The 11,821-nt window shown below is 65.6% G+C and carries 11 protein-coding genes; 6 read left to right on the plus strand and 5 right to left on the minus strand.

Annotated features, from left to right (window positions below; genetic code table 11):
* Positions 1 to 5 precede the first annotated feature (5 nt).
* The 6 genes from RSPPHO_RS19765 (at position 6) to recJ (ending at position 6,593) form a co-directional block, all read left to right on the plus strand.
* A complete protein-coding gene (locus RSPPHO_RS19765; protein WP_051013740.1) occupies positions 6 to 365 on the plus strand; it encodes a CCDC90 family protein in 360 nt (119 codons plus the stop codon).
* Positions 362 to 616, plus strand: a complete 255-nt coding sequence (locus RSPPHO_RS06905) for an OmpA family protein (protein ID WP_051013741.1) — start codon at positions 362 to 364, stop codon at positions 614 to 616. The genes RSPPHO_RS19765 and RSPPHO_RS06905 overlap by 4 nt, the downstream gene beginning before the upstream one ends.
* Before the next feature lie 149 nt (positions 617 to 765).
* Positions 766 to 1,983, plus strand: a complete 1,218-nt coding sequence (locus RSPPHO_RS06910) for an LL-diaminopimelate aminotransferase (protein WP_041796807.1) — start codon at positions 766 to 768, stop codon at positions 1,981 to 1,983.
* Positions 1,984 to 2,162: 179 nt separating this feature from the next.
* Complete coding sequence (locus tag RSPPHO_RS06915; RefSeq protein WP_041794688.1) at positions 2,163 to 3,473, plus strand: homoserine dehydrogenase; 1,311 nt, start codon at positions 2,163 to 2,165, stop codon at positions 3,471 to 3,473.
* 125 nt (positions 3,474 to 3,598) lie between these two features.
* Positions 3,599 to 4,612 carry a class II fructose-bisphosphatase gene (gene glpX / locus RSPPHO_RS06920; RefSeq protein WP_041794689.1) on the plus strand — a complete coding sequence of 338 codons (1,014 nt, stop codon included), beginning with the start codon at positions 3,599 to 3,601 and terminating at the stop codon, positions 4,610 to 4,612.
* 274 nt (positions 4,613 to 4,886) lie between these two features.
* The gene (gene recJ, locus RSPPHO_RS06925) at positions 4,887 to 6,593 is read left to right on the plus strand and encodes a single-stranded-DNA-specific exonuclease RecJ (RefSeq protein WP_014414553.1); all 1,707 of its coding nucleotides are present in this window, start codon (positions 4,887 to 4,889) and stop codon (positions 6,591 to 6,593) included.
* A gap of 66 nt (positions 6,594 to 6,659) precedes the next feature.
* Here the strand turns inward: recJ and cas6e are convergent, their stop codons facing one another.
* The 5 genes from cas6e to casA form a co-directional block, all read right to left on the minus strand.
* Positions 6,660 to 7,298, minus strand: a complete 639-nt coding sequence (gene cas6e, locus RSPPHO_RS06930; RefSeq protein WP_157879122.1) for a type I-E CRISPR-associated protein Cas6/Cse3/CasE — start codon at positions 7,296 to 7,298, stop codon at positions 6,660 to 6,662.
* A gap of 43 nt (positions 7,299 to 7,341) precedes the next feature.
* The gene (gene cas5 / locus RSPPHO_RS06935; protein ID WP_014414555.1) at positions 7,342 to 8,178 is read right to left on the minus strand and encodes a CRISPR-associated protein Cas5; all 837 of its coding nucleotides are present in this window, start codon (positions 8,176 to 8,178) and stop codon (positions 7,342 to 7,344) included.
* Between the two features lie 9 nt (positions 8,179 to 8,187).
* The gene (locus RSPPHO_RS06940; protein ID WP_041794690.1) at positions 8,188 to 9,444 is read right to left on the minus strand and encodes a type I-E CRISPR-associated protein Cas7/Cse4/CasC; all 1,257 of its coding nucleotides are present in this window, start codon (positions 9,442 to 9,444) and stop codon (positions 8,188 to 8,190) included.
* 103 nt (positions 9,445 to 9,547) lie between these two features.
* Entirely contained in the window at positions 9,548 to 10,078 is a 531-nt protein-coding gene (casB, locus tag RSPPHO_RS06945) for a type I-E CRISPR-associated protein Cse2/CasB (protein WP_041794691.1), read from the minus strand.
* Positions 10,078 to 11,811: a type I-E CRISPR-associated protein Cse1/CasA gene (casA, locus tag RSPPHO_RS06950; protein ID WP_014414558.1), complete on the minus strand. Its 1,734-nt coding sequence runs from the start codon at positions 11,809 to 11,811 to the stop codon at positions 10,078 to 10,080. Before casA ends, casB begins: the two co-directional genes overlap by 1 nt.
* Between the last annotated feature and the right edge of the window lie 10 nt (positions 11,812 to 11,821).

Raw genomic sequence — 11,821 nt, forward strand, 5'->3', positions numbered from 1 at the left:
CAGCCATGAGCGCATCCGCAATCCTCAAGCTCCAGCGATCCGGCTTCACCCAAGAGCAGGTCGAAGCCCTGGCCGAGTTCATGGACACCCAAGCCGCCAGCAAGGCGGACCTGGAGGCCGTGGCGCATCGGCTTGAGACGAAGATCACCGATGTGAGGAACGAGCTAAAGGCCGACATCGCGGAGGCAAGGACCGAGACCAAGGCGGGGCTCGCAGAAACCAAAGCCGACCTGAAAGCCGAAATGGCGGCGGTGCGCGTCGATGTGATCCGATGGGTTGTTGGCCTGCGGCCTCGTCGTCGAAAGTCGGCGATATTTATTTCCCGACCGGCTCGGCGGAGCTTGACGCCAACGACCTCAAGGTGATCCGGGAAATTGCCGCCTATCAGGTGCAATACGGCGGTCGCTTGCGGGTGGTCGGTTTTATATCAACCGGCGAAGGCTCTTATGGCGACGTGCGGACCCTGAAATTGGCTGCCCAACGGGCCGACGCGGTGGCAAACGCCTTGAAGCAGGCCCGCGTCGCCGCCGACCGGGTGACAGCTAGCGCCACCAGTGATGGCGCACCAGCAAACGACGCACGCTTTCAGCGCGTCGAGGTCTTCCTCGACGACTGAGGGACCCCGGCCTTCCCGCGCCGGTGCCCTGCCCGGCCGGGGGGAACGGGAGCCCCGACCGGGAGAGACCTTGCTCCCGACACCGGGTCCGCTCCGTGCTTCCCCCTGGGGGCCGGAGGGGCCTTCTTCTCCTGATGGACCAAACGGCCATGCACCCAGAGTTCTACCGGATCAAGCGCCTGCCGCCCTACGTGTTCGCCGAGGTAAACGCGATGAAGGCCCAGGCACGGGCCGCCGGCGAGGACATCATCGATCTGGGGATGGGCAATCCCGACCAGCCCACCCCCAAACACATCATCGACAAGCTGTGCGAAGCGGCCGCCAATCCGCGTGCCCACCGCTATTCGATGTCGCGTGGGATTCCGGGGCTGCGCAAGGCGTTGGCCGGCTATTATGCCCGGCGCTTCAACGTTGAGCTGGATCCCGAGAGTGAGTGCATCGTCACCCTGGGATCGAAGGAAGGGCTCGCCAATCTCGCCCAGGCGATCACCAGCCCCGGCGATGTGGTCTTGGCGCCGAACCCGAGCTATCCGATCCATGCCTTCGGCTTTATCATTGCCGGGGGCTCGGTGCGCCATATTCCGGCCCACCCCGGCCCGGACTTTCTCCAAGCGCTCGAACGGGGCATGCAGCACTCGGTGCCCAAGCCGATGGCGGTGCTGCTGAACTTCCCGTCGAACCCCACGGCCTATGTCGCCGACCTCGACTTTTACGGTCAGGTTGTGGACTTCTGTCGTTTTCACAAGATCTGGATTCTTTCGGATCTTGCGTATGCGGAGATCTATTTCAACGACCAGCCGCCGCCCTCGGTGTTGCAGATCCCTGGCGCGCGCGATATTTGTATCGAGTTCACCTCGCTTTCCAAGACCTATAGCATGCCGGGCTGGCGCATTGGTTTCGCAGCCGGCAACAAGCACCTGATCGGCGCCTTGACGCGCATCAAGTCTTATCTGGACTACGGCGCGTTCACGCCGGTGCAGGTGGCGGCAACGGCGGCGTTGAACGGCCCCCAGGGCTGCATCGATGAAATCCGCACGCTGTATCGCGACCGCCGCGATGTGCTGATCGAGGGCTTGGCCCAAGCGGGGTGGGACGTTCCCTCGCCGCCGGCCACCATGTTTGCCTGGGCGCCGATTCCCAAGCCCTTCGAGCACATGGGCTCCTTGGAGTTCTCGAAACTCCTGATGCGGGAAGCCAAAGTGGCCGTGGCTCCCGGTGTGGGCTTTGGCGAACATGGCGACGACCATGTGCGCATTGCCTTGGTGGAAAACCGCCACCGGATCCGTCAGGCCGTGCGCAACATCAAGGCCTTCATGGCCCAGGCCGGCGCCACCGTGGCCCCGGACGAGGCCCACCCGGACGATTAACCCCTGGGGTGGCCCCCTGCCTCCTTTTTGGTCCCTCAAACAACCAAAAGGAGGCGGGAGGTCCTGCCGTTGCGAAAGGCGGCACCCCGAAGGCCGTGTTTCACGCTCACCCTTTTCCCAAGCGTCCCACGCTTCGGGTCTCCCAGCCTCCCGACTTTCGATCAGGAAACGATCCGCGCATGAAAGATCCCCACAAATCCGCCCCCCTGACCGTCGCCGTTGCTGGTTTGGGAACCGTCGGGGTCGGCACGCTCCGCGTGTTGAGCGATCAGGCCGCCCTTCTGGCTCGCCGGGCCGGACGGCCCATCGTGGTCACCGCCGTGTCGGCCCGCGACCACAACCGGGACCGGGGCATCGACCTGTCGCCCTACACGTGGTTCACTGACCCGGTGACCATGGCCCGCGAAGCCGAAGCCGACGTGGTGGTGGAACTCATTGGGGGATCGGAAGGGGCGGCCCGCGCCACCGTTGAAGCCGCGCTGGAGGCCGGCCGCCATGTGGTGACCGCCAATAAGGCCCTGCTCGCCCACCACGGCCTCGCCCTGGCCCAAAAGGCCGAGGCGGCTGACCTTGGTCTGTTCTACGAGGCGGCGGTGGCCGGTGGGATCCCCATCATCAAGGCCCTGCGGGAAGGACTGGCGGCCAATGAGATCCGCTCGGTGCAAGGCATCCTCAACGGGACGTGCAACTACATCCTGACGACGATGCGCGAGACCGGGCGCGATTTCGACGACGTGCTGGTCGAGGCCCAGGACCTGGGCTACGCCGAGGCCGATCCCAGCTTCGACATCGACGGCATTGATGCCGCCCACAAGCTGACCTTGCTCGCCAGCCTTGCCTTCCGCCAGCCCATCGACTTGGCGGCGGTTTCGGTGCAGGGCATCCGCCACCTCTCGGCGCTCGACATCCGCTTTGCCGGAGAGTTGGGCTATCGCATCAAGCTGCTGGCCACGGGCGAGCGCCGGCCCGAGGGCGTGGACTGTCGCGTGGCCCCGGTGATGGTGCCCCTCGACTCGCCCCTGGCCCCGGTCGAGGGCGTTTACAACGCCGTGGTCACCGAGGGCGACTTTGTGGGGCGCAGCGTGTTCCAGGGCCGGGGCGCCGGCGCAGGGCCCACGGCCTCGGCGGTGGTGGCCGACTTGGTGGACTTGGCGTGCGGCCGCTTTGCCCCCACCTTGGGAGTCGCGGTGGCCGATCTGGAGCAGGTCGGCACTAACGCCGCCCCTTGCGCTCCGGCCGAGCGCTACTATGTCCGTCTGACCGTGCTCGATCGCCCCGGCGTCTTTGCCGACATCGCGGGCATCTTGCGCGACGAGCATGTTTCCATGGAATCGATCCTGCAACATGACCGCGATCCCGGAGAGACCGTGCCGGTAGTGATGATTCTGCACGAAACCGACGAAACCCCGCTGGCCCGGGCCGTGAGCCGGCTCGCCTCCCTGGAAACGGTGGTGGCGCCGCCGCGTGTCATCCGCATTGGCCGCTGCTGACCCGAAGAGGACGCTCCTGTCCCTCTTCCCCTGACTTGTAACAAGGCGCCGGGGGCCCTCTCCCGGCGTTTGGCTCCTTGATCCCCCCTGTCTCCCCGTTGTGGCGAGAAGAAGGAGTTTGCTCCGTGTCGGCTGGTTTTCGATACGAGAATGACCCCGCCCTGGCAGCCGCCCTGGACCGTAATCTGGCCCTGGATGTGGCCCGCGTCACCGAGGCGGCGGCCCTGGCTGCGGCCCGGCACATGGGCCGAGGCGATGAACGCGCCGCCGATCTGGCGGCCACCAGCGCCATGCGCGAGGCCCTGACTGCCGTCCCCATGGACGGCGCGATTACCGTGGGCCCGGCCGCCGATCCCGACGAGGGCCTGTTCCGGCTGGGCGAAAAGGCCGGCAACGGGCAAGGTCCGGCCCTTGATGTGGGCGTAACCCCCCTGGAGGGCGGCACCATCTGCGCCATGGGCGCCCCCAATGCCACGGCGTGCATGGCTCTCGCGCCCAAGGGCGGCTTGCTGGCGGTGCCCCCGGTCTACATGGAAAAGATCGCGGTCGGCCCTGGCGTCCCGCCCGGCACGGTGAGCCTCGCCGCCGATCCGGCCGAGAACGCCAAGGCGCTCGCCGCCGCCCGAGGCGTGCCGGTCGCCTCCTTGCTGGTCTGCGTGCTGGACCGCCCGCGCAACGAAGGCGTGATCGACCGCCTGCGCGAGGTCGGGGCGCGCATCACCCTCATTTCCGACGGCGACGTGTCGGGCGTCATCGCCGTGGGCCTGCCGGAAACCGGCGTGGACATGTACATCGGCTCCGGCGGCGCCGCCGAGGGTGTGCTGGCCGCCGCCGGCCTGCGCTGCCTGGGGGGCTTCATGGAGGGCCGCCTGCTCGTGCGCTCCGACGCCGAAAAGGCTGCCGTGCGCGCCGCCGTGGGCGATCCCGCCCGCATCCTCTCCCTCGACGATCTGGTGCCGGGCGAAGCCATGTTCGCCGCCACCGGCGTGACCGACGGCACCTTGTTGCGCGGCGTGCGCCTGCATGCCGACAGTGCCCGGTCTTATACGCTGGTCATGCGCTCGCGCACCCGCTCGATCCGGCTCATCGACACCCGGCACGATCTGCGCCACGATCCTCGGCACGATCCGGCCCATTAGAATTAATGGGAGGCACGGCCTCCCCAGACCCCTCAATCCCTGGGACTTTCTTCCTCCAAAGGAAGGGCCGTGGACTTTTAAAGGACCGAGGAGTCTGGGGAGGCCGTGCCTCCCCAGCCTGCCTTCCGATCACGCCAAAGGACGCCAGTCCGACCCTCCCGGCCTTGGAACCTGCTTGTGAACACCATCCCCGTGCCTTCCCCCCCCCACCCTTCTCGGGGTCGAACGCTCGGCCGGCGGCCGGCGCTGGACCCAGCGGGCCTACGACGACCGCATGGCCCTCGCCATCAGCCAACGGCTTGCCATGCCGGAAATCCTGGGCCGGGTCCTGGCCGGACGCGGCGTGACGCCGGAAGAAGCCGAAGCCTACCTCGATCCCAAGTTGGCAACCTTCCTGCCCGACCCCAGCCATCTGCTAGACATGGACCGGGCCGTGGACCGCTTGGTTCAGGCGATCGACGCCAACGAAACCCTGGGCATTTTCGGCGACTACGACGTGGACGGCGCCACCTCGACCGCCCTGCTCCACCGGTTTTTCCGGGCACTCGGGGTCACGGTGCTGGTGCATATTCCCGACCGCCAACGCGAAGGCTACGGCCCCAACGGCCCCGCCTTGCGCCGGCTGGCCGAGGCGGGCGCCCGGGTGGTGGTCTGCGTGGACTGCGGCGTCAGCGCCTTTGCCGCTTTAGAGGAAGCCCGGACCATCGGCCTGCAGGTGATCGTCTGTGACCACCACGAGGCCAGAACCACCCTGCCGCCGGCGCTCGCCATCATCAATCCCAAGCGCCTGGACGAAACCAGCCCGCATCCGCATTTGGCGGCGGTCGGCGTAGCGTTTTTGCTGGCGGTCGGGGTCAATCGCCGCTTGCGCGAAATCGGCTGGTACACCCAAAAATCCGTCACGCCCCCCGACCTGATGAGCCTCCTCGATCTGGTCGCGCTCGGCACGGTCTGCGACATGGTGCCCCTGGTCGGCGTCAACCGGGCCTTGGTCCGCCAGGGCCTCAAGGTGATGGCGCGCGGCCAGCGTCCCGGTCTGGTCGCCTTGGCCGAGGTCTCGGGGATCAAGGAAGCGCTGGGCACCTTCCATCTCGGCTTCCTGCTGGGGCCCCGGGTCAACGCCGGCGGCCGGGTTGGCGAGGCGCCGATGGGCGAGGCCCTGCTGTCTTGCGATGACCCGGTGGCCTGCCTCGACATGGCCCGCCATCTCGACGCCTGGAACGGGGCGCGCAAGGACATCGAAAACGATGTGCTGCTCCAGGCCATCGAGCAGGTCGAGGGCACGCCGCAAGAAGACGTCCCCCTGGTGTTCGCCCAGGGCCAGGACTGGCATCCCGGTGTGCTCGGCATTGTCGCCAGCCGGCTCAAGGAGCGCTACAACCTGCCGGCCTGCGCCCTCGCCCTTGAAGGCGGCTACGCCAAGGGCTCGGGCCGCTCGGTTACCGGCATCGACCTCGGGCGGGTCATCATCGCCGCCCGTGAGGCCGGCCTGCTCGAAGCCGGCGGCGGTCACGCCATGGCGGCCGGCTTCACGGTGGCCGAGGACAAGATCCCCGCCTTCCGCGCGTTTCTCGGGCAACGGCTGGCCGAGCAACAGGCCCAAGGCGGCGTCGAGCCGGTCGTTGAACTCGATGGCCTGCTTGATGTGCAAGGCGCCACCCCCGATTTGGTGCGCCTGCTTGAGCGGGCCGGCCCCTTTGGCAACGGCAACCCCGAGCCCCGCTTCGCCATCGCCCGCGCCCGGATCGTCAAGTCGGATATCGTCGGCCTTGGGCATGTGCGCTGCGTCCTGTCCGGCCCGAGCGGCGGCTCCCTCAAGGCCATGGCCTTCCGCTCGGCCGATTCCGAGATCGGCCAAACCCTGCTCACCGCCCGGGGCGACACGGTTCACGTTGTCGGCACCTTGCGCCCGGACACGTGGCAAGGCCGCGATGGCGTTCAACTTTTGATTGAAGATGTCGTTCGGGTCGGGTTCGGCTGACGCCGACCATGCGGGCCGCCGCCCTCAAACTCCCGCTTGGGGAGGCGAGCCTCCCCAAACCCCTCCTTAACTCGGCGACGGCAAGGCGATGTGCAGCATGCCGAAGCCAAAGGCCTTTTGCCGCCCGATCCCTTCCTTCAGGGCTTTCGCGAAGGCAGCCGGGGCGGTGACGGTGAGCTCGCCCTGGAAGCTCAGGCTGCCCACGGTGATGGGCGAGCGGCCCTTGTTGGGAAAGCGGTGACGCTCGTAGCGCAGGACGCGGGTCTGGTCGTGGTCAAGGTCAAAGCCCAAGACGGCCCCTTGGCGGGCCAGCCAGTCGCGCCCTACCGGATCGGCGATCTCGTCGGGCGACACATGCCGCTGGCGCTCGGCAGGCAAGGCTTTCCATTCGGCCATCACGGCGTCGTGCGGCCGTCCACGCTGGCCGGACTGGGCGGCTTTTTCCCACTTGGTCGCCACGGCATTAAGGGCAAAGGCCAAGCGTAGGCCGGATCTCAAAGCGGGCTGAAAGGGAAGGGTTTCGATCTTCCAGCAGCCCAGCCCATCGACCGGTTGGCGCTCGGAGCGGACCAGGGCCTGGAACGGCTGGCGCTCGGTGACATGAAACAGGAAATCCCGCGAGGCGTCGGGAGCATCGGCGAACAAAGTCCAAATCAGCTTGTGGGCAAAGCTGGGGTCGTCGGCCCGCATCCGAGGACCGACCAAGGCAAAAAAGCCTGGGGGTTGGGCGGAAGCAAGGTGACACGGCTTAGGAACATGGCATGACTCCCTGGGCCTCGGAGCGCACGGCAAAGCGACGCCCCCCCTGATCGACGGCCCCCTCGGGGACCACCAGATGGTCGCGGCGTTCGACCAACCGGGCGACCGCCCCGTCCAGGCCGGGAAAATCGGGATCGCTGAGAAAACGGCACTCGGACCGCTTCTCCTCCCGGAAAGCAAGCCAAGAAGCCAGGGCCGGATGGCGGGAAGCGACGCCGCCATAGGCCGCCAAGGCCGCCAAGGGCCCGCTGGCCTCAACAAGGGCGGGATCGGGCGGCAGCCCCAGCCCAAACGCCTTGCGCCCGGCGTACAGCGGGAAGACAGGAGCCCGCAAGGCCGCCGCCAGCCCCGGCAGATCAACCCCCGCGTCCCCGTCGGCGCGCAACCGCACCACCACGGTCCACAGGCCCTCGGCCAGGATTTCCCGGCGAGAGAGCAAGGCGCCCCCGCTCTCCCCCCCGGCGAGGTCGGCGCGCAACTCGTCGAAGCGACTCATCGGCGATCGGCCCGGAGGCCGCGCCCCCTTGCGCACCGAGCGACTCATCGGCGAGCGGTCGGGAGGCCGGGTCCCCTTGCGCACCGTATGAAAGTCGGGCGCCGGTTGAACAACGGGCTCATGGTCCACCCGCACCGCCAGCAGCAGCCCAGCCGCCAGCGGCCCCAACCGCCCGCGTTCCCAGCCCAGCGCCGCCCCCAAAATCCCGACCACCGCCGACTTGCTGGGCGCCGTGTCGGTGGCCTTGTAGGCGGCATTGCTCGACGACAAGGTGGGGCTGCCCCACGCCCCCAACGGGGCCAAAAGCGTGAAAACCAGATGGCTTGCCATGGCGCTCCCTCAGGCCGCGCCGACCGTATCGACCGCACCGACCGTCTCGGCGACAAACCGGTGCACCGCGTCCACCGTCCACACCTCTGGCGCGGTGGGTGCGTTGCCCTCGCGCAGTGACGGGGCGGCGGCAAAGATCAGTGGTTCAAGGGACAGGTCATAAGCGGTGCGCACGGTGTCATAATACTCGCGCAGGCGCTTGGCACTCACCGCCAACAGGTCCTGGCCCTTTTCGGGCACCACGGGCTCAAGAAAAGCCAGGGCCGCATTGAAGCTGGGGGCAGTGCCTCGGCTGCATAGCAAGTACGCGGCCAGAACGTCCGAGGCATAGCTGTTGCGCTTTCCCCCGGGCTGGGCGGCCAGCAAGCCATTAACGAAGGCCAGGGCCGCCTGACGCGCCCGGTCTTTGCCCAGCGACTGGCACAGCGCCCCCACGTCCAGCACCGCATGCTGATAATAAACGCCAGAGCCAAAAAACGCATAAGAGGTGTGAGCTGCGCCGGTTTCGCCCAAATCTTTGAGTTCTTCGGCTGCCGAAAAGTAATCACCCTCAATGCTGAAGCGATGGGTCGTGATAGCATGGCTTACCATGCTGGTGGCCTCGACGTTGTGTTTAGCATCGGCCGCCACCATGCGACCGAATAGTACCGTATCCTCGTCTAAGTCCTCTTTTGAAAGCAGACTCTTCTTCTCGCACAGCTCGGCACAGAGAGTTTCAGCCTTCTTCCAAGCATTCTGGCCCGCCTCTCGACAAGCTGCGGCCAAGGTTTTCGTCCAGGCGTCCAGCTTCACCATCTCCTTGGTACTGATGACGAGCGCCTGAGCACTGCGCAACTCCTCCTCCAGAACGTACAACCGAGCCGTTTTCTCATCGCAGGCCTGTTCCGCCTGGATGCGGGCGATATTGTCCCTGCTCTTCTTCTCCTCCAAAGCTTTCAAAAACTCGGCCACGGTCTTCTTCTGCGGCTTCTTCCCCCCGCCACCCAGGGCAAAGTTGACCGACAAAGCCGCCAGGATGCGGATCTTTTCGTCCTCCACCCCAGCCTCGCCCAGGGCGCGCCATGTTATGATCCCGGTTTTGCGGGTGCGGGTAGCACGTTGCAGATCCTGGAAGTGGGGGGACAAGCGAATGGCCCGTTTTTTGGCCTGGCTGGAAATCCGCCCGCGTACTGTCCCCCCGAACATAGCGGTCTTGGGGCGGCCGTCCTCGTCGCGGTTCACGTTGTGGGGCGGGTAGACGGTCAACACATGAAAGTCCAGCTTCATCGTGGGATCCTTCCCTTGGAGGGCGATCAAGGTAAGAAAAAGGAAGGCTGGGGAGGCGGGCCTCCCCAGGCCCCTCCATTCCTTAAGAGGAAAGGGATGGGCTCTAGGCGTCGGCGGGGGCGGTTTCGTAATAGTCAAGAAAGACTGTTCGACGCGCCCATAGTCGGCCGTTCGGATGCTCCCAGGACAACACCAGATCGGCCAGGGCTGCCACGTTCACTTGGCGATCAATCTGGTCCACGATCCCGCGCAGCAGGCGCAGGAACTCGTCCGGGTCCTCTGATCCCAAGAGCAGCCGCAAGCGGTCGGACGACACCAAGGCCTTGCCCCGGACTCCAAGGCTGGCGGCCCGGCGAGCCAAGGATACCTCGTGATCTTCGTCCACCTCGGCCACGGCCACAGCCACTCGGGCCAAGGCCATCGTGCTAAACGAGGCCAGGGGCAACAGATGCAGGCGCAGGCGGGAAAATGCTTCCTCCGGCCACACATCGTCGAGACTTTGCGCCCGGCGCAGGGCAGCCCGGGCGCGGCGGTCGTCGGCCAACCTTGCGTGCCATGCCTTAAGGACGGGAAGTGTGGTGGTTGCCGACTCTTCCTTGGAAAAGTTCAAATATTTTGCGCGTTCAGAAGACATCAGGGCGAAACCTCCTTCTTCTTCCGCTGGGCCGGGGGCACCCCCCATAGATCTTTGCGCAAGTCGCGTCGGGCCTGGGCGATAGCCCGGGCCGAGGCGTCGGGGAACGAGAGGGGAAACGCTTCATCAAACAAATCCAGAGCCTTCTTCCGCGCCTGCTGGAGCAAGGCGTCGCGCACGGCGGCTCGGGCCACGTCGGGATCAGGATCGCGCAGGCTCTCAATGATCTGAGGCAAGGCGGCCAGTACGGGCCCCTCCAGGGAGCGCATCAAGGCATCGGATAATTGGCCGGGCAGCGTGGGGCGCGCGTCCGAGTTGCCGGCCTTGAGCACAGTGGCGGCACGGCGGGCCAGCGCCCGCGCCACATCGGCCACCGCGCGGGCCAGATGGGTAGCGTCGCTGACCACACTCAGCCGCGCGTCGCCAGCCACGGGATACAAGGGCAAGCTCCGCTCCGACAGTCCATCAACCTGCTTATCGGAATCTAAGTAAAACAAGGTGATGACCTTGATTGAGAAGGGGAGTTCCGGGGTCGGCGCCGAAATCACCGCCGCTTGCTCACCTGTCACGTTTTCAAAGGCATCCACCAGCTCCCCCAGGCGCCCGGCCAGAGCCCGAACCACAGGAGGCGAATGGACAATCACACCACTCTTACCTTCAGGCGGGGGAGGCTCATGGCCCAAAGCGGGGGAAAGCCAATCCTCCAGCCGCAAGGGGCTTGAGGCCTGGGCATACCAGCGCCCTTGCGACCGCCCCTCGGCATCAATCTTTTCCAGAGGGGCCACACAGGGCCAGACCCAGCCCTCTGAACTGTAGGAGAGCCCTTGGGTCCAACGCTGATAGGTTTCGAACACCCACCCCACTTCCCCGCTCAAACCACAAACCCCTTGGCGGGGAGGATCGAGTAGATAACGCCGGGGCATAACAAACCCGGCCGGATGGCGGTCGCCGATCCCAACGGGAATAACCGTTTCCAAAACCTTTTGCTTAGCTTCAGTCCTCTTCTTTTTCAGGTGTTCGGTTTGTCTCCCAAGATCAAGCCGCCGAACATCTTCCCGGAGCCACGGGAAAGCTCGTCCATCCATAGGTACCGGCCAAAGCGCCTTGTGATCCCTTGATAGATCCAAGACATTTAACCACAGAGTTTCCCATAAAGTTCGGCCCCGGACCTGATATTTTGGGGAGTGATTTTTGTGCGGAACCCCCAAATAACCACCACCTCCCGTGCAAAATAAAGCATTATCAGAATACAACAATGGAGCCAAAAAAGCTGCATGCAGAGCGACTGCGCATCCTCTTTTAATAAAAAAATCCCTGTGTTTTTCTTTTGCACCTTCTGTCGGAGCATCAAAAAAAAGCACGCCTAAATTCTGAGGTTTAGACTCCCACGCACTCAGAGGCTTGACCTGCAAAAACGGGGTGTCGCTGCCCCACAAGACGAAGGCCTCGCGGTAAGGGGCCAAGGCGTCTCGCAGTGCGGCGGGCGACGGGGGATCGAACAGGCGCTGGCGCCACGTCCGCTCGTCGGGCGGCGGGTAGGCGATTTGCAAGATGTGGGTCGCCAGCAACTCGAAACTCAGGGCCAGCAGCGGATGGGGGCAGTCCAAGCCCATCACCGGATCCTCGCGCCCCCCGGTCAAATCGGCAAAGCAGACCCGATCCCGCGCCCCGCTACGTCGCACCACCGGCAGGAGCACATCAAGCCATTGGAGAGGAGCCAAGCTCTCGTCCATCCCGGTTTCC

Origin of the sequence: Pararhodospirillum photometricum DSM 122, from assembly GCF_000284415.1 — a bacterium.
Lineage (GTDB): Bacteria > Pseudomonadota > Alphaproteobacteria > Rhodospirillales > Rhodospirillaceae > Pararhodospirillum > Pararhodospirillum photometricum.

What these genes read in the sequence shown, in the direction of transcription:
- RSPPHO_RS06940 (WP_041794690.1), bottom strand. Translation starts at nt 9,444, where the DNA reads ATGAAGCTGGACTTTCATGTGTTGACCGTCTACCCGCCCCACAACGTG.
- recJ (WP_014414553.1), top strand. Translation starts at nt 4,887, where the DNA reads ATGGCCCTCGCCATCAGCCAACGGCTTGCCATGCCGGAAATCCTGGGC.
- RSPPHO_RS06915 (WP_041794688.1), top strand. Translation starts at nt 2,163, where the DNA reads ATGAAAGATCCCCACAAATCCGCCCCCCTGACCGTCGCCGTTGCTGGT.
- casA (WP_014414558.1), bottom strand. Translation starts at nt 11,811, where the DNA reads ATGGACGAGAGCTTGGCTCCTCTCCAATGGCTTGATGTGCTCCTGCCG.
- RSPPHO_RS06910 (WP_041796807.1), top strand. Translation starts at nt 766, where the DNA reads ATGCACCCAGAGTTCTACCGGATCAAGCGCCTGCCGCCCTACGTGTTC.
- casB (WP_041794691.1), bottom strand. Translation starts at nt 10,078, where the DNA reads ATGTCTTCTGAACGCGCAAAATATTTGAACTTTTCCAAGGAAGAGTCG.
- cas5 (WP_014414555.1), bottom strand. Translation starts at nt 8,178, where the DNA reads ATGGCAAGCCATCTGGTTTTCACGCTTTTGGCCCCGTTGGGGGCGTGG.
- RSPPHO_RS19765 (WP_051013740.1), top strand. Translation starts at nt 6, where the DNA reads ATGAGCGCATCCGCAATCCTCAAGCTCCAGCGATCCGGCTTCACCCAA.